A 17030-nucleotide genomic window follows, 5' to 3' on the forward strand; every position below is an offset into this window, starting at 1 on the left:
CGCTCAGTGTTGGATAATGCCGGCCTGCATTGAGGGATCGAATTTCCGTATGTCCACACCAACGTTTTCTGCTGCGCAGAATCAGGCCAGCACCCTTTACCTTCCTCCGGGGTCCTGGGCGACCGTCCTTGACTGCCTGTGTGAGCATTTCAGGGCGATCAGTCGCGAGCAATGGCTGGACCGGATCGTCCGCGGCCGGGTGCTGGATGCTCAGGGTCAGCCGATTGCGCTGGATTTGCCGTACAAGGAAGGGCTTCGCATTCACTACTTCCGTGAAGTGCCGGATGAAAAGCCGATTCCAGCGGTCGAGTCGATCCTGTATGCGGATGAACATCTGGTGGTAGCGGACAAACCGCATTTTCTGCCGGTGACACCGGCCGGTGAGTATGTCGAGCAGACGTTGCTGCGCCGCCTGATCCGCCGCCTGGACAACCCCCATCTGGTGCCATTGCACCGCATCGACCGGCACACCGCCGGACTGGTGATCTTCTCGGCCAACCCACAAACCCGCTCGGCTTATCAGTCGCTGTTTCCGACCCGGCAGATCGATAAACGCTATGAGGCGATTGCCCGTGCGCTGCCGGAGCTGGAGTTTCCCCTGGTTCACAAAAGTCGCTTGATCGACGGCGAACCGTTCTTCCGCATGCAGGAAGGCCCGGGTCTGGCGAACACTGAAACGGCGGTGGAGGTCCGGGAAAAGAACGGTGATCTGTGGCGCTACGGTCTGTATCCGGTGACCGGCAAGAAGCATCAGTTGCGGGTGCACATGACCGCGCTGGGCGCGAGTATCTGCAACGATCCGTTTTATCCGCAGGTGTTGAAAGACGTTGAGGATGACTACGCCAATCCGCTCAAACTGCTGGCGCAAGGGCTGCGGTTTGTCGACCCGGTCACCGGTGAGAAGCGCGAGTTCGAGAGCCAGATCACCCTGCAGTGGTGACACCATTTACTTTTACGTACCCATGAAAAAGCCCGCATCAATGCGGGCTTTTCTGTATCCGGTGTCGACGTAAAGATTACAGCTCTTTAACGGTACGAACCTGATCCTTGTTGATGCGAGTCTCTTTGCCGTCCAGCTGCTTGAACTCGTAGAAGCCCGAATCTTCGTCATATTTCGGGGTGTCGACGGCCTGGATTTCGCGACCGTCATTCAAGGTGATCACTGTTGGCGACGAGCAACCAGCGAGCGTTGCCAGGCCCAGTGCGAGCATGAAAGTGGCGAGGGTCCGTTGAGTCATGAGTGTGTCTCCGAATGGGAATACTTTTGGTTACTGAGCTTGAGACGTATACAAGGCGTGAGAGTTCCTTGAATGCTGTCAGTCTGACACAGTGTTATGCGCATTTAACAGTTCGGGGGTATTCAGGTTGGCCAGTCGCGGGTCGTTGTCCGGGCATTGCAGGGCCGTTGCGCCGAGGTTGCGCATGACCCGGCCGGGGCTGCGTTCACCGGCGTTCCAGGCGGTTTCGAACGCGGGCAACAGGGCCACCGGAATCACGCACAGCAGGGGCTCCCAATGGTCGTCATGGCGCAACATTAAAGGTTTGTCAGGAAACTGGCCGGCAGTTGCACGCATGTCGTGCAGTAGCGCTGCGTCGATGCGCGGCACATCGCAGGGCAAAACCAGCAGATGGGGCAAGCGCGCAGCCTTTAGCCCCGCGAGGATGCCGGCCAGGGGGCCTGGAAAGTCCTCTTCTTCATCACTCACCAGTTGGTCGGCGTAGGCAGCATAACGCTCGCGATTGCGATTGCAGGAGATGATCAGATCGTCAGTCAGCGGTCGCACCTTGCGCTGCAAATGCGCAATCAGCGCTTCACCCTGCCATTCGACCAGCCCTTTGTCCTGGCCACCCATGCGCTGGCCGCGTCCGCCTGCCAAGAGCAGAATGGAGCAGGGGGGCAATGGCGTATTCGGGGTCATGGCAGCTCTCCAGCAGGGCGGCGAAAAATTCAGGCGCTGTGATATAACACCGGGCTGTTTCTCCTACAACTGGACGAGCCTAATGAAAGCCAAGGCCGATGTACCTTTCGCACCGCTGAATATTGCGGTGCTGACTGTCAGCGATACCCGAACCCTGGAAACCGACACCTCAGGCCAGGTCTTTGTCGACCGCCTGACTGCTGCCGGCCACCGTCTGGCCGAACGGGTCCTGCTCAAAGATGACCTGTACAAGATCCGCGCACAAGTTGCCCACTGGATTGCCGAGGACGTGGTACAGGTTGTATTGATTACCGGCGGCACCGGTTTTACCGGGCGTGACAGCACGCCTGAAGCCGTGGCTTGTCTGCTCGACAAGCAGGTTGACGGGTTTGGTGAGTTGTTCCGACAGATATCGGTGGCTGATATCGGTACTTCAACCGTGCAATCGCGGGCACTGGCCGGTCTGGCCAATGGCACGCTGGTATGTTGCCTGCCAGGTTCGACCAATGCGGTGCGCACCGGGTGGGACGGCATTCTCGCTGAACAGCTGGATTCGCGGCATCGGCCATGCAACTTCGTTCCTCACCTGAAACAGGCGGCGCCTTGTGAATCCCGTGGGTAAGCCGGGCAAGACCGGCAGCCTGATGCCCGTCGAGGAAGCGCTGGCTCGCCTGCTGCAAATGGCCGAGGCCACGCCGATTGTCGAGCGCGAGTTTCTGCCATTGGCGCAGGTCGAGGGGCGAGTGCTTGCCGAAGACCTGGTTTCAACGCTGGACCTGCCGCCTTGGCCAAACAGCGCCATGGATGGTTATGCCTTGAGGCTGGCGGATTGGACCGGCGCACCGCTGCCGGTCAGCCAGAAGGTTTTCGCCGGGCAAGCGCCTGCCCCCTTGAAGCCCGGCACCTGCGCGCGGATCTTCACCGGTGCGCCGGTGCCTGCCGGTGCCGACTGTGTGGAAATGCAGGAGAACGCCGAAGTCCAAGCCGACGGCAGTGTGCGCTTCGTCGAAATCATGAGCCTCGGCCAGAACATTCGTCCACAAGGCCAGGAAACCACCGTGGGTGAGTTGATCCTGGCGGCAGGCACAAGGCTGGGACCGATCGAACAAGGTCTCGCGGCATCGCTGGGATGTGACGGGCTGAATGTGGTGCGCAAGGTCCGAGTGGCGGTGCTGTCCACCGGCGATGAACTGGTTGAGCCGGGCCAGCCTCTGGGGCCGGGGCAGATTTACAACAGTAATCGGGTGGTGTTGTGCAGTTGGTTGCAGCGATTGGGCTGTGAGGTGATCGATGCGGGCATTCTGCCGGACGATCTGGACACCACCCGAGCGCGTCTGGGCGACTTGCAGGATGTCGACCTGATTCTTTCAACCGGCGGGGTTTCGGTCGGGGAAGCAGATTTTCTGGGTGTTGCATTGAGGGAAGAGGGCGAGCTGGCATTGTGGAAACTGGCAATCAAGCCAGGCAAGCCGCTGACGTTCGGCCATTTTCGCAACGTGCCAGTCATTGGCCTGCCCGGAAACCCCGCTTCGACGCTGGTGACGTTTGCCTTGCTGACGCGACCTTACTTGCTGCGGCGTCAAGGTGTAAGAGACGTTGTGCCGCTGAAGTTTACGGTGCCAGCAGGTTTCGTCTGGCCTGTGGCCGGCCATCGGCGTGAATATCTGCGTGGTCGACTCGAGCAAGGACGGGCCATCATTTATCGCAATCAAAGCTCTGGTGTGTTGCGCAGCGCTGCCTGGGCGGATGGCCTGGTAGAAGTGCTGGAGGGCCACACGCTCGTAGAAGGTGATGAAGTCGGGTTCATTCCCCTGAGCGACCTGCTCGACTGACTCTGATCCTCGCTGAGCCTGACCTTGCAAGTGCAGGCTCGACGCCTGAAAGCGTCGATCCTGCATTCTCCCGGGTCAATTGCTCATCAGCGTGACCAACTGATCGAAGCGACTGTTGGCAACCCAACCCAACAGTCCCATTATCACTGCCGTTGCACCTGCCGAATAGGCGAGTCGGTGCTTGATTGTTCTTACATCTGCGCGCACTTCATCCATATCCCGGCGTATGTATCTGAGGTGGGTTTCCAGTTCGGTCACGCGCGGTTCCATTTGTGCTTCTCCAGCGGTTCTGGTGCTCTTTTTGAAATCGGATTTGTGACTGCTGCGACTTTCGTTGAGAGGGGCAATCGGACGGGTTGAAACTCTGGCTTCATGGCTGGACATGGAAATATCCGTCGGCTGTTTTCACTGTCAGCGCGCTGGCCTTTCCGTCATTCGAACTGTCACCAGCTCCGAGGGGGTATCCACTCATTCCCTGCACATCCTTGTGTTGTTAAAAAAACGAAAATTGATACTGCCTGTACAAGGTGTATCAAGGATCGAGTCCGGTCAATTGAGCCGATTCCTTACCTGTTGTAAGAAAAAATACCGCTGTGTAGGACGTGACAAGCCGGGCGCTTGAATTAAATGGTGCTCCGATGGCTTTTTTGCCTGTGCCGGTGGTCAAGATGTTTCATACCGATTCAATTGTGGGGAGTGACCGTTATGAGTGAACGCAGGGCGCTGTTGATTCTGCATGGCAAGCAGGCACTCAATGAGGCGGTTCGCGCCGCTGTCGAAGCAAAGCGCAAGCAGGGATGGGAGTTGGCAGTACGCCTGACCTGGGAGGCCGGTGACGCTCAGCGTCTGGTGGAAGAAGCTTTGGCGGGTGGCTACTCGCAGATCATTGCGGGAGGCGGGGATGGGACATTGCGCGATATCGCTGAAGCCCTTGCCAGGCATCCGCACAAGGCCAGTCTGGTGCTGTTACCGCTGGGCACGGCCAACGACTTTTCCCGTGCGGCGGGGATTCCGCTGGAGCCGGCCGAGGCGCTTGAGCTTCTCGATGTACCGCCGCGCGACATTGACCTGGGCGCAGTCGGCGAGCAGATTTTCCTCAACATGGCGACCGGTGGTTTCGGTAGTCAGGTTACAGCCAATACATCCGAGGATCTGAAAAAAGTACTCGGCGGGGCCGCCTATCTGTTCACCGGTTTATCGCGCTTCAGTGAGTTGCACGCGGCCTACGGCGAACTGCAGGGACCGGACTTTCACTGGAGTGGCGAGCTGCTGGCGCTGGGAATCGGCAATGGCCGTCAGGCGGGTGGCGGGCATGAATTGTGTCCACAGGCACTGGCGGATGATGGCCTGTTGGACATCAGCATTTTGCCGGCACCGCAGGAGTTGGTCGGTACGCTGAAGACCCTGCTCAGTGACGGCTTCGGCATCGACAATATGTTTGTAAGAGCCCGCCTGCCCTGGGTCGAAATCAAGGTCGCCGAGGGCTTGAGCATCAATCTTGACGGTGAGCCGCTTGAAGGCGACAGCCTGCGCTTCGAGGCGCGCCCTGCGGCCTTGCGGGTGCATTTGCCCGAGCATTCGCCGCTATTGGGCGGTGCCGGGTCGATCAGTCGTCAAGACTGATGATCTGTTCGCGCACGGCGAACAGGACCAGACCCGCCACGTCGTAGATCTGCAGGCGTTTCATGATCTGCGAGCGGTGGGTTTCGACGGTCTTGATGCTCAGGCCCAAGCCGTTGGCGATCTCCCGAGTGGATTTGCCGCGCACGATCAACCGCAGGATTTCCAGTTGACGGGCTGTCAGGTTGTGCGAATCGGCGACTTCCGGCGGGTTTTTCTGCGTGCGGGTCAGGGCCTGGTTGATCACGGTGTGGGCGATCGCCGGGCTCAGGTAGCGTTCGTTGTTACGCAGGGCTTCGAGGGCATGTTCTAGTTCGGTGGCCGTGGTGTCCTTGAGCAAATAACCATGCGCTCCGGATTCCAGTGCCTGCATGATCAGCGCCGGATCGGTGTGCATCGACAAAATCAACACTTTGCTTTGGGGCCGCACCCGCTTGAGCCGTTGCAGGGCTTCAAGGCCACCGGTTTCCTTCATCGAGATATCCAGCAAGACGATATCGGGGGCCAGTTGCTCGACCATTTCAAGCAACTGCGAGCCATCGCTGGCTTCGCCAACGACGGCGTAACCGGGAATGTCGAGCACCAGAGCGCGCACGCCGGCTCTGATCAGCGAGTGGTCATCCACCAGAAGTAAGTTACAAGTCAACGCATAACCTTATTCGTACTGGCCCGCTCGAGTGCACGGGGCGCCCAGGGGAATAGTGCTTCGATTTGAGTGCCTTTGCCCGGCTCGCTGATGACGTTCAGCGTGCCGCCCAATTGTTCGATCCTCTCGGCCATCCCGGCCATTCCACGCTGTCCTTCCCGACCCGGATCTGCAGCAGGCGCGAAGCCTTGGCCGTCGTCGCTGATCAACAACGTCAGCCCTTGTGGCAGGCGCTGCACACGGATCAACAGGTTGCTGGCCTGCGCGTGGCGCAGAATGTTGGTCACCGCTTCCTGGGTGATGCGAAAGGCGGCGACCGCCATTTCTTCCGGAATGCCGTTGAGTCGCTGCTGGCAATCGAGGCTCCAGTGCACCGATGTGTTGGCCAGAGTCTTGAGCAAGTGCGCACGCAGGCTGGCTTCCAGTCCGAGGCTGGTCAACTGGCGTGGGTTGAGTATGGCTGAGACGTCGCGCACCTTGTTGAGGGTTTCTTCGAGGGTGTCGCAGAGTGTCGAGCATTGCTCTTGCAAGTCGGTTGGCAAACGTCTTTTCAGCCATTCACTTTGCAGTTTGGCTGCTGTCAGTAACTGACCGATGTCGTCATGCAGTTCACGGCTGAGGCGGTGGCGTTCGTTTTCCTGGACTTCCAGCAAGCGGTCGGCGAGTTCCTGGGGCTGGAACTTGATCGATTTGCGCGACAGCCGATATTGCACCCAGACACAAGCAGTGGCGGCCATGTTCAACAGCAGCAGTCCCAGCGAAAGCGGTGCAGACAAACCGTAGGTCAGCAGGCAGCCGGCGGTGGCAGTGACACACAATATGAGTGTGAACCGGCGTGCATTTTCCCGGGACGGTGGCCATGTGGTGATTGACTTGAGGCTGGCGTACATATCGGATGGAGCCAATGGATATTCGCTGCGGGCAGACCGGCCGTTGGCTGGCGGGTCTCTGTCTGAAAATGCTGTCAATTATGTTATTGATTTGAACGAGGTTCAGTGAACGATGTTTGACCGCCAACTTCGTTGGGGAGGACTGTCACTGAATCACTTTGCCATTAATTGATAGCAACTAACGGGCGGCATAATACCACTTAAGATACCGTTGGTCGCGTTTGCCATATATGTCCAAAGGGTCAGGAAAGTCGCCATGTTGGACGTGAGTTCCATAATGGAAAAAAGTCACCTTATTATGCTGGATAGATATCCCGTGTCGCTTGAAGTTGATCGTTACACGGACACAGGCAAACCCTGAGGCGCGGAAAATTTCTGCGGGTGTCAGGTGTGATTATTTAATTCGAATTGTCGCTGGCGGGCATGAACTATTCATTTGCGACATTCAGCGATTCGGCTCTACAGCCGCGATGTGCGCATTAACCGCTGCGAATCAGGCCTGGCGCTCGGAATAAGACAAGAGCGGGATTGGCCGGGGCGAAAGCGAAGGCTGAAACTGGTGTTGACCGACCTGGAACGCGAAGGCTTCGATCAGCGAGGTTTGCTCGCTGCTATCCAGGCTCAGTTGCCCGGTATTGTGATCGACCAGTTCAATCTGCCAGGCCATCAGGGTGAAACAGTCCTGAAGCGCATTCAGTGCCTGAGCGTGCAGATCGATAGAGTCCGGGGCATGATCGAGCAAGCTGTGAATGTGCAGGGAAAACTCGGAAATCGCTTCCAGTGCCAACGCTTCTGCACGGCTCGCCAGCTTGAGCAGGGTGCTGCGCATGCAGTCAATCGCATCCTTGTCGTTGCTGATCAATTGCAGGTGGCTCAGGCATTCTTCCGACTTGGCCAGGAGTGTTTCCGCTTCGACGAGAAATTCGGGAAAGCGTTGTGCCCAGTCTTTACGGTCGATTGGCATGCTTATCTCCACAGCGTCATGTCTGATGAGGGAATGCCGTGTGTGTCGACGATCATGAACCGTCGGGAGATCGCGCCCCGCCGCGCAAGTGCACTGGCTGAGGTTTTCCAGAGGGTGGGTTTCCACTGACCTGCGATCGCACACAATAGCCTGACTCCGTTCATGCAATGAGAATGGCGTCACATTAATGGCTATTGGATATTGCGAACATCAGGTTGGGCCTGATTGTTACTAGGGGATTCCCTTACACGCGGGAACCTGTGGCGCAAACTGTGGTCGCGCCAGAAGAGAATGTAGCAGATGAAAACGCCGGGCCAGTAAACCATGATGTTAATGTGACATCAATGCCTGCGTGTGGCATTTTGATGGTGATTTTGTGGGGATCAAGAATCGCCATAAACAGCCGATAACCCCACTTAGTAGTGAATTCATCAGAACAAGCCCAGGAGTCATTGATGGCCGGCATTCTCGACACGGTAGACCAACGCACGCAACTGGTGGGTGAGAATCGCCTGGAAATTCTCATGTTTCGACTGGCCGGACGCCAATTGTTCGCGATCAACGTGTTCAAGGTTCAGGAAGTTCTGCAATTGCCGAAGCTGACCCTGATGCCGCAACGTCACCCGTTTGTCTGCGGTGTAGTCAACCTGCGTGGCCAGACGCTGCCGGTGATCGACCTGTCCCAGGCGATCGGCATGCGCCCGCTGGTGCCGGGCCCGAACAGCACCATCATCGTCACCGAGTACAACCGTTCGGTGCAGGCGTTCCTTGTCGGTGGCGTGGATCGCATCGTCAATATGAACTGGGAAGCCATCCTGCCGCCGCCGACCAGCGCCGGACGCCAGCATTACCTGACCGCGATCAGCAAGGTCGACGATCAACTGGTGGAAATCATCGACGTCGAGAAAGTGCTCGCCGAAATCGTTCCGTACAACGCCAAGGTTTCGCGCGACAAACTCGACGATCCGGTGCTGGAGCGTGCCCGTGGTCGCGAAGTACTGCTGGTGGACGACTCCAACGTGGCGCTTTCGCAATTGCGTGACACCCTCGGCCAGCTCGGGGTGAAAATGCACATCGCCAGTGATGGCCTGAAGGCGCTGAACATGCTCAAGGCCTGGGCCGATACCGGCGTGAACATGACCGACAAACTGCTGATGGTGTTCACCGACGCGGAAATGCCGGAAATGGACGGCTATCGCCTGACCACCGAGATCCGCAACGACCCGCGCCTGCGCGGTCTGTATGTGGTGCTGCACACCTCGCTGTCCGGCAGCTTCAACGATTCGATGGTGAAGAAGGTCGGCTGCGATAACTTCCTCTCCAAGTTCCAGCCGGACAAACTGGTCGATGTCGTGCGTCAGCGTCTGATGCTGGATGAAGTGCCGGTCTGAGGAAATCCTGTAGCGAGGGGATTTATCCCCGATGGACTGCACAGCAGTCCCGCTTTCTTGATTCAAGTGGGGCTGCTTCGCGCCCCATCGGGGATTAATCCCCTCGCCACAAACTATCTTTGCAGGCGCGTGCATCAGGCTTTGATTCACAGATAAAGCTCGTATAGGGTGGCTTTTTTGCCCATCAGGAAGCTGGACATGCTGCGTCTGAGTGCGCTTTATCGTTACCCGTTGAAATCCGGCAAGCCCGAGATTCTGCAATCGATTGGCCTGGATAAACTGGGCCTTGAAGGGGACCGACGCTGGATGCTGGTGGACGAGGCCAGCGGCCGCTTCCTGACCCAAAGGGCCGAGGCGAAAATGAGCCAGCTGTCGGCATTGTGGAATGCGCAGGGCGGGCTGACCCTCAGTGCGCCCGACCATGCCGCGCTGGATATTGCGTTACCGCAGGACGATGCCGAGTTGCGCGGTGTGACCATCTGGCGCGACACCCTGCGCGTTCCGGATGCCGGTGATGCAGCGGCCCGCTGGGTCAGCGATTTCATCGGCAAACCGACCCGTCTGGTGCAGGTGCCACTTGATCGCGCGCGTATGACGCAGGCCGGGTATGGCCGCGACGACGATCAGGTCGCGTTCGCCGACGGTTTCCCGCTGTTGTTGATTGGCCAGGCGTCGCTTGACGATCTGGTGCAAAAGGTCGGACGACCGCTGGAGATGCTGCGCTTTCGGCCGAATCTGGTGATCGAAGGCAGTACGGCATTTGCCGAAGATGGCTGGAAGCGCATCCGCATCGGCGATGTCGAGTTCCGCGTGGTCAAGCCTTGCTCGCGCTGCATCCTGACCACGATTGATCCGCAGACTGGCGAGCGCAGTGCCGATCGCGAACCGCTGGCGACCTTGCAGAAGTACCGTGCCCAGGCTGATGGCGCGATGTTCGGGCAGAATCTGGTCAACGACAGCAATGGTCGGCTGGAAGTCGGTATGCCGGTGGAAATCCTCGAATAACCGAGGCCGGAAATGAAAAATGCCCGTGTCCATGGACACGGGCATTTTTTTACCGGGAAAAGCCGTGGGCTTAGCCGCGGTATTCGCACAGGTAAGCAGTATCAACGGCGACTTTCAGCTGGAACTTGCTGTTGGCCGGAACGTTGAACTGGCTGCCGGCGGCGAAGGTTTCCCAGTCGCTGCTGTCCGGCAGTTTGACGGTCAGCGCACCGGAGACCACGTGCATGATCTCGCGCTGAGCGGTGCCGAATTCGTATTCGCCCGGGGCCATGACGCCGATGGTCGCCGGACCTTCAGCGGTGCCAAAAGCGATCGACTTGACGGTGCCGTCGAAGTACTCGTTGACTTTGAACATGGGCGATTCCTCTCGAAAAGGGCAAAAAAGGGTTAAAAAAGGCTGGCCAGTATGCACAACGCTCCCGGCGCCGTCACCTGCCCGGGGCGTGTCCGACGAGTTCTCGCCCCGACTTCAGAGTGGCAAGACCAACGGCAGCAACCGCGCGGTATTGCGCGCATCTTCCAGGGCCCGATGCTGCTGACCGCTGAACTGCATGCCGGCCAGTTGCAGCGCGCCGTTCAGGCCCAACGGTCGTTCCAGGCGGCGGGCCTTGGCAAAGCGTTGTTTGAGATTCATGTGCGGCACTCGGCCCAGCACGCTGTCGAGCTGCAGGCGCTGCCATTCCTGAAGTAACTGCTTGCGGTCGTAATCTCCCCAACTGGCCCAGCCCTCGAGGCGCGTCTGGTGTTGCCCGAGCCAGCGCTCAAAGACTGGCCAGACCTCGTTCAACGGCTGCGCGGCATCGATATTGGCCTGGGTGATGTGCGTGAGTTCACGACAAAATGCCGTCAATAACGGCCGCCGGGTCGGTTTGACGAACCGCTGAAAGTGATCCTGCTCGCGACCGGCTCGATCGACCAGCGTCGCGCCGATTTCGATGATTTCCATTTCCGTAACCGGCCAGCCACCTTCATCTGTGGTGGCTTCCAGATCAATGACCAGCCAATGGGGCATCGCAGGTTTCCTGATTTACGCGTCCTGATAGATCAGAGCGTAGTCAAACCTTGCGTTTGCGCCTGGCGACTCACTCGACCTGCAACAGAACCTGACGATTTTTTACCTGATCGCCGACCTTGACCTGCACCCGCTTGAGCACGCCGTCGATACCGGCCTTCAGCGGATGCTCCATTTTCATTGCCTCCAGCACCACCAGCAACTGACCCTTGCTGACCCGACTGCCTTCGCTGACCAGCACGTCGACGATGGCACCGTCCATCGGCGCTTTCAGTGTGCCGGAGCTGACGCTGCTCTGACTGCTGATCAGCGCATGAGTTCGATCCTCCAGGCGCAGGTTGCCGGGGTGGGTGAACAGCCAGAGTTCTTCGCCGGCGATCCGATACGCATGACGCTGGCGCAGGCCGTCGACTTCCAGCGTCACCGAGCGTTCGTTGCACTCAATGACGGTCAGCGCCAGTGCGCGCTGCATCACGTTCACGGTGAAGCGGCCAGCGCCGTTCGCAAGCAGTTGCAAGCTCCAGTCCTGCTGTTCCAGCCCGAGGCGGTAATCGAGCGGCGCGCCGACATTGTTGCGCCAACCCTTGAGCGGCGCGCGATGCGCCTGCGCGCCAGACTGATAAAACAGCACAGCGGCGATGGCCAGTTCCTCGGCGGTGGGGGCGTAAGTGTGCAGGCACGGGTGGTCAGTGAAATGCTGGGCAATGAATGCGGTGCTGCATTCACCGCTGATGAACTGTGGATGTTGCAGCAGGCTGACCAGCAAACGCTGATTGCTCTGAACACCGAGCAGCACGCTGTCCTGCACTGCGCGCAACAGCTTGCGCCGTGCCTCTTCGCGGGTCGCGCCGTGGGCGATCAGCTTGCCGAGCATCGGGTCATAGAACGGGCTGATCAACTGACCTTCGCGCAAGCCGTGATCGATTCGCGCGCCGGGATTCAAGGCCGGTTCCCATGCCTGCACGCGACCGGTCTGCGGCAGGAAATTCTGCGTCGGATCTTCGGCATACAGACGCACTTCCATGGCGTGACCGTTCAGCGCGACCTGATCCTGAGTCAACGGCAGCGGCTGCCCCTCGGCAACGGCCAATTGCCAGGCGACCAGATCCTGCCCGGTGATCAGTTCGGTCACCGGATGCTCGACCTGCAGACGGGTGTTCATTTCCAGAAAGTAGAATTGCCCACGGGCATCGAGCAGAAACTCGACGGTGCCGGCACCGACGTAATTCACCGCCCGACCAGCCTTGAGCGCTGCTTCGCCCATGGCCTGGCGCAACTCACCGGTCATCACCGGGCAGGGTGCTTCCTCGATGACTTTCTGATGGCGACGCTGCACCGAGCAATCGCGCTCACCGAGGTAGATCAGATTGCCCTGGCAGTCGCCGAACAGTTGCACCTCGACGTGCCGTGGTTCGATCAGTGCCTGCTCGAGGATCAGTTCGTCACTGCCAAAACCATTCAGTGCCTCGGAGCGCGCGGTGCGCAATTGCGCCGGCAACTCATCGCTGCTGTGCACCAGGCGCATGCCGCGTCCACCGCCGCCGGCGCTGGCCTTGATCATCAGCGGGTAGCCGATGCGTTCGGCTTCGCGCAGCAAGGTAGCGTCGTCCTGCGCGGCGCCTTGATAGCCGGCGATGCAGGGAACGCCGGCGTCGAGCATGGCGATTTTCGACAGGCGCTTGCTGCCCATCAGCTCGATGGCGTCGGTGCTGGGGCCGATAAAGGTCAGGCCGGCCTCTGCGCAGGCGCGGGCGAATCCTGGGTTTTCCGAGAGAAAGCCGTAGCCGGGGTGGATCGCGTCGGCGCCGCTGCGGCGCGCGGCATCGAGGATCGCCGGGATGTTCAGGTAGGACTGGTGTACCGGTGCGGCGCCGATGTTCACCGCTTGATCGGCCATCTGCACGTGCAGGGCATCGGCGTCGGCATCGCTGAATACGGCGACGGTGCGATAGCCGAGGGCCTGGGCGGTGCGCTGAATGCGGCAGGCGATTTCACCGCGGTTGGCGATCAGGATTTTGTGGAGGGCGGGCATGGTGATCTTCCTGAGTATTTGGCGGTGGGTTGGCTGGCCTCTTCGCGAGCAGGCTCGCTCCCACAAGGAATTTGCATCGTTCACAAAACCTGTGAAAGCGGGCCTGCTCGCGAAGCTTTCAGGTGGCCCATCGCGGTTTACGCTTTTGCACGAAAGCCATCGTGCCCTCGATCCCTTCGACACCAGTCACCGCTTCACTGAACCATTGCGCTGCGTCATCCAGCAGTTCATTCGATGGCTGTCCGGCGCTGGCCAGCAACAGCTTTTTGGTCATCGCATTCGCGTCCGGTGCGCAGCACAGAACATGGTCGAGTACTTCGTCGAGGCGTTCGGCCAATGCCTGCGGATCCTGTTCGACAAAATGCACCAGCCCCAGGCGTCGCGCCTGATGGCCATCGAAACGCGCGGCTGTCAGTGCCAGCCGACGGGTTTCGGTCAGGCCGATGCGTTGCACCACGAACGGCGCGATCTGCGCAGGCAACAGCCCGAGGCTGGTTTCCGGCAGGCCGAACTGCGCCTGATGATCGGCCATGGCGATATCGCTCACACATGCCAGCCCGAAACCACCACCGAGCACTGCGCCTTGCAATACCGTGATCAGCACTTGCGGCGCCTGCTGTGCCTCTTGCAACAGCGCACCGAAAGCGCGGTTCAAATCGCGATAGGCATCGGCGCCCCGGGCGCGTGCATTGGCCATGTCCTTGATGTCGCCGCCAGCGCAGAAGTGCCCGCCCGCGCCACTGAGCACCAGGGCGCGAACACTGCGCTCATCGCGTACCGCCGCCAATACCGCACGCAGTTCGGCGACCATGTGCAGGCTCATCGCATTGCGGCTGTCCGGGCGATTGAGGGTGATGTGCAACACGCCGCCATGCAGCTCCAGCAGCAGTGTCTGGCATTCCGGCAGGGGGCTCATTTCTTTTTCCCTGGCAGAATGCCCATCAGTTTGCAGATGATCCCCAGCATGATTTCGTCGGCGCCGCCGCCGATCGACACCAGCCGCACATCGCGATAGGCGCGGGCCACCGGGTTGTCCCACATGAAGCCCATGCCGCCCCAATATTGCAGGCAACTGTCGCTGACTTCACGACCGAGGCGCCCGGCCTTGAGCTTGGCCATCGAGGCCAGACGCGTGACGTCCTGACCCTTCACATATTGCTCGGTGGCCTGATAGACCAGCGCCCGCAGGCATTCGATTTCGGTCTGCAATTCGGCGAGGCGGAAGTGGATCACCTGATTGTCGATCAGCGCGTTGCCGAAGGTCTTGCGCTCCTTGCAGTACTCGATGGTGCTGTCGACGCAATATTCCAGACCCTTGATCATGTTGGCCGCGCCGAACAGACGTTCTTCCTGAAACTGCAGCATCTGCATCATGAACCCGGCGCCTTCGTGGCCGATGCGGTTGCGCTGCGGCACACGCACGTTGTCGAAAAACACCTGGGCGGTCTCCGAACTGCGCATGCCGAGCTTGTCCAGGTGCGAGCTGAGGCTGATGCCCGGGCTGTTCATCGGCACCATGATCAGCGACTTGTTGATGTGCGGCTTGTCGTCCGAGGTGTTGGCCAGCAGGCAGATGAAATCGGCACTCGGTGAATTGGTGATCCACATTTTGCTGCCATTGATCACGTAATCGTCGCCGTCCTTGCGCGCGCTGGTCTTTAGACCCGCGACATCGGAACCGGCACCGACTTCCGAGACGCCGATGCAACCGACCTGCTCGCCGGTAATCGCGGGGCGGAGGAATTCGTCGCGCAATTCATCGGAGCCGAAGCGGGCCAGCGCCGGGGTGCACATGTCGGTCTGCACGCCGATCGACATCGGAATGCCGCCGCAATGAATGGTGCCGAACTCTTCGGCGGCGACAATCGAATAGCTGTAGTCGAGGCCCATGCCGCCGAATTTTTCCGGTTTGGAAATCCCCAGCAGACCAAGGTCGCCGGCCTTGCGGAAAATCTCGTGGATCGGAAAGCGTCCGGCCTTTTCCCATTCATCGACGTGTGGATTGATCTCGTGTTCGACGAATTGGCGGACGGTGCGACGCAGTGCTTCGTGTTCCGGGGTGAAGATCATTTTTATTGTTCTCCTTGGGATCCGTGGCAGTCAGAAGCGGCTGACGCCGAAGCTGTTGGGTTGCAACGTGCGGATGTCGGCTTCGTGGCAGATATCCAGCAGGTAACCGAGCAAGGTGCGCGTATCGCGCGGGTCGATGAGGCCGTCGTCCCACAGGTTGGCGCTGCCGTAAAGCGCGGTGGACTGGCTGTCGAGTTTCTGCGCGGTGACCTGTTCGAGCATGTCGAGCATTTTCGGATCCGGCACCAGGCCTTCCTTGAGCTGTTTGGCCTCGGTGACGATGCGCAGCACCTTGCCGGCCTGCGCGCCGCCCATCACCGCGGTGCGGCTGTTGGGCCAGGCGAAGATGAAGCGTGGATCGAGACCGCGCCCGCACATCGCATAGTTGCCAGCGCCGTAGGAGCCACCGACGACAATCGTCAGTTTAGGCACTCGGGCATTGGCCACCGCTTGAATCAGTTTCGAACCGTGTTTGATCACGCCTTGCTGCTCGGACTCGGTGCCAACCATGAAGCCGGTGGTGTTATGGAAAAACAGCAGCGGCGTCTGGCTCTGGTCGCACAGCTGAATGAACTGCGCGGCCTTGCTCGCCCCGGCGGGGGTGATCGGGCCGTTGTTGCCGATCAGGCCGCAGGCACGGCCCTGGATTTTCAACTGACCGCAGATGGTCTGCTGATCGAACTCGCCTTTGAATTCTAGAAACTCCGATTCATCGGCAATCCGCGCAATGATTTCGCGCACGTCGTAGGGCTTCTTCGGGTCGTCGGGAATCAGCCCGAGCAACTCGTCGATCGGGTACAGCGGATCCTTGAATTGCGGTTCCGGCAGCCACGGCAGTTGTTCGTTCCACGGCAGCATGCGCAGGATCTCGCGCACCAGGCGCACGCCATCGGCATCGTTCTCGGCCAGGTATTCGGCGGTGCCGGCAACCTGTGCGTGCATTTCGGCGCCACCCAGTTCTTCATCGGTGACGACCTCGCCCGTCGCGGCTTTGAGCAGCGGCGGCCCGGCAAGAAACAGCTTGGCCTTGCCCCGTACCACCACCACGTAATCCGACAGCCCCGGTTGATAGGCGCCACCGGCCGTCGCCGAGCCGTGCACCACGGTAATTTGCGGCAAACCCATGGCCGACATCCGCGCCTGATTGGCAAAACTGCGTGCGCCTTCGACGAATATCTCCGCCGCATAATTGAGGTTGGCGCCGCCGCTCTCTGCCAGAGTGATCACCGGTAGTTTGTTTTCCAGGGCGATCTGTTGCAGACGCAGGGATTTTTTCAGGCCGGTGGGGGAGATCGTGCCGCCCTTGATCGCGCTGTTGTTGGCCACCACCATTACGCGTATGCCGGACACGTAACCGATGCCGGCAATCAGGCCACCGCCGGCGGCGCTGCCGTCCTTGTCGTCGTGCAGTTTGTAGCCGGCCAGGCTCGCCAGTTCGAGGAACGGTGCGCCGGGGTCGAGCAGCAGGTTCAGGCGTTCACGGGGCAGCAATTGCCCGCGCTTGTCGAATTTGCCCTTGGCTTCGGCAGCCTTGTTCAGCAGGTTCTGTTCCAGTTGCTGGACGTGCTCGATGGCCGCGAGCATTGCCGCGCGGTTGCGGGCGAAAGCATCACTGTGCGGATCGAGTTGGGACTGGATCTGCGGCATGG

18 protein-coding genes are annotated in these 17030 nt (G+C 59.7%); 6 read left to right on the forward strand and 12 right to left on the reverse strand.

All coding sequences use genetic code 11. The features are described from left to right. The first annotated feature begins 49 nt into the window (after nucleotides 1-49). On the forward strand, nucleotides 50-940 hold the full coding sequence (locus OC71_RS13135; protein ID WP_041069634.1) for a pseudouridine synthase: 891 nt from the start codon (nucleotides 50-52) through the stop codon (nucleotides 938-940). A gap of 76 nt (nucleotides 941-1016) precedes the next feature. On the opposite strand, the gene OC71_RS13140 is transcribed toward OC71_RS13135, so the two are convergent. Beyond that, entirely contained in the window at nucleotides 1017-1238 is a 222-nt protein-coding gene (locus OC71_RS13140) for a YgdI/YgdR family lipoprotein (protein ID WP_003226722.1), read from the reverse strand. Nucleotides 1239-1316: 78 nt separating this feature from the next. Further along, a complete protein-coding gene (gene mobA / locus OC71_RS13145; protein ID WP_041069637.1) occupies nucleotides 1317-1919 on the reverse strand; it encodes a molybdenum cofactor guanylyltransferase MobA in 603 nt (200 codons plus the stop codon). An 82-nt stretch (nucleotides 1920-2001) separates the two neighbouring features. Between mobA and moaB the strand changes: the two genes are divergently transcribed. Beyond that, entirely contained in the window at nucleotides 2002-2541 is a 540-nt protein-coding gene (moaB, locus tag OC71_RS13150) for a molybdenum cofactor biosynthesis protein B (RefSeq protein WP_003226719.1), read from the forward strand. After that, nucleotides 2525-3751, forward strand: coding sequence for a gephyrin-like molybdotransferase Glp (gene glp, locus OC71_RS13155; protein WP_041069640.1), 1227 nt, complete (start codon nucleotides 2525-2527; stop codon nucleotides 3749-3751). The genes moaB and glp overlap by 17 nt, the downstream gene beginning before the upstream one ends. Nucleotides 3752-3826: 75 nt before the next feature. On the opposite strand, the gene OC71_RS28385 is transcribed toward glp, so the two are convergent. Next, nucleotides 3827-4135, reverse strand: coding sequence for a hypothetical protein (locus OC71_RS28385; RefSeq protein WP_174377176.1), 309 nt, complete (start codon nucleotides 4133-4135; stop codon nucleotides 3827-3829). A 321-nt stretch (nucleotides 4136-4456) separates the two neighbouring features. On the opposite strand from OC71_RS28385, the gene yegS reads away from it, so the two are divergent. Continuing rightward, a complete protein-coding gene (gene yegS / locus OC71_RS13165; RefSeq protein WP_041069646.1) occupies nucleotides 4457-5374 on the forward strand; it encodes a lipid kinase YegS in 918 nt (305 codons plus the stop codon). Here yegS and OC71_RS13170 read toward each other — a convergent pair. The 3 genes from OC71_RS13170 to OC71_RS13180 all read right to left on the reverse strand — a co-directional run bounded on the left by OC71_RS13170 (nucleotide 5358) and on the right by OC71_RS13180 (nucleotide 7871). After that, nucleotides 5358-6017, reverse strand: coding sequence for a response regulator transcription factor (locus tag OC71_RS13170; RefSeq protein ID WP_041069648.1), 660 nt, complete (start codon nucleotides 6015-6017; stop codon nucleotides 5358-5360). The two genes, yegS and OC71_RS13170, sit on opposite strands and share 17 nt — an antisense overlap. After that, complete coding sequence (locus tag OC71_RS13175; protein WP_041069652.1) at nucleotides 6014-6907, reverse strand: sensor histidine kinase; 894 nt, start codon at nucleotides 6905-6907, stop codon at nucleotides 6014-6016. Before OC71_RS13175 ends, OC71_RS13170 begins: the two co-directional genes overlap by 4 nt. A gap of 493 nt (nucleotides 6908-7400) precedes the next feature. Beyond that, nucleotides 7401-7871: a hypothetical protein gene (locus tag OC71_RS13180; RefSeq protein WP_041069656.1), complete on the reverse strand. Its 471-nt coding sequence runs from the start codon at nucleotides 7869-7871 to the stop codon at nucleotides 7401-7403. A 455-nt stretch (nucleotides 7872-8326) separates the two neighbouring features. Here OC71_RS13180 and OC71_RS13185 point away from each other — a divergent pair, with 455 nt between their 5' ends. Together OC71_RS13185 and OC71_RS13190 are read left to right on the forward strand one after the other, a co-directional pair. Further along, the gene (locus OC71_RS13185; RefSeq protein ID WP_041069659.1) at nucleotides 8327-9262 is read left to right on the forward strand and encodes a chemotaxis protein CheV; all 936 of its coding nucleotides are present in this window, start codon (nucleotides 8327-8329) and stop codon (nucleotides 9260-9262) included. 198 nt (nucleotides 9263-9460) lie between these two features. Beyond that, entirely contained in the window at nucleotides 9461-10267 is an 807-nt protein-coding gene (locus OC71_RS13190; RefSeq protein WP_041069662.1) for an MOSC domain-containing protein, read from the forward strand. 70 nt (nucleotides 10268-10337) lie between these two features. On the opposite strand, the gene OC71_RS13195 is transcribed toward OC71_RS13190, so the two are convergent. From OC71_RS13195 to atuC, 6 genes are all read right to left on the reverse strand, one after another. Further along, nucleotides 10338-10622, reverse strand: a complete 285-nt coding sequence (locus tag OC71_RS13195) for a pyrimidine/purine nucleoside phosphorylase (protein ID WP_003226701.1) — start codon at nucleotides 10620-10622, stop codon at nucleotides 10338-10340. Nucleotides 10623-10736: 114 nt separating this feature from the next. Beyond that, complete coding sequence (locus OC71_RS13200) at nucleotides 10737-11279, reverse strand: exonuclease domain-containing protein (RefSeq protein ID WP_041069664.1); 543 nt, start codon at nucleotides 11277-11279, stop codon at nucleotides 10737-10739. 70 nt (nucleotides 11280-11349) lie between these two features. Continuing rightward, nucleotides 11350-13311 carry an acetyl/propionyl/methylcrotonyl-CoA carboxylase subunit alpha gene (locus OC71_RS13205; protein WP_041069667.1) on the reverse strand — a complete coding sequence of 654 codons (1962 nt, stop codon included), beginning with the start codon at nucleotides 13309-13311 and terminating at the stop codon, nucleotides 11350-11352. Between the two features lie 118 nt (nucleotides 13312-13429). Next, nucleotides 13430-14227: an enoyl-CoA hydratase/isomerase family protein gene (locus OC71_RS13210; RefSeq protein WP_041069670.1), complete on the reverse strand. Its 798-nt coding sequence runs from the start codon at nucleotides 14225-14227 to the stop codon at nucleotides 13430-13432. Further along, complete coding sequence (atuD, locus tag OC71_RS13215; RefSeq protein WP_041069673.1) at nucleotides 14224-15381, reverse strand: citronellyl-CoA dehydrogenase; 1158 nt, start codon at nucleotides 15379-15381, stop codon at nucleotides 14224-14226. The genes OC71_RS13210 and atuD overlap by 4 nt, the downstream gene beginning before the upstream one ends. 30 nt (nucleotides 15382-15411) lie before the next feature. Then, nucleotides 15412-17028 carry a geranyl-CoA carboxylase subunit beta gene (gene atuC, locus OC71_RS13220; RefSeq protein WP_041069676.1) on the reverse strand — a complete coding sequence of 539 codons (1617 nt, stop codon included), beginning with the start codon at nucleotides 17026-17028 and terminating at the stop codon, nucleotides 15412-15414. Nucleotides 17029-17030 lie beyond the last annotated feature (2 nt).

Source organism: Pseudomonas sp. W15Feb9B, assembly GCF_000828175.1.
Lineage (GTDB): Bacteria > Pseudomonadota > Gammaproteobacteria > Pseudomonadales > Pseudomonadaceae > Aquipseudomonas > Aquipseudomonas parakoreensis.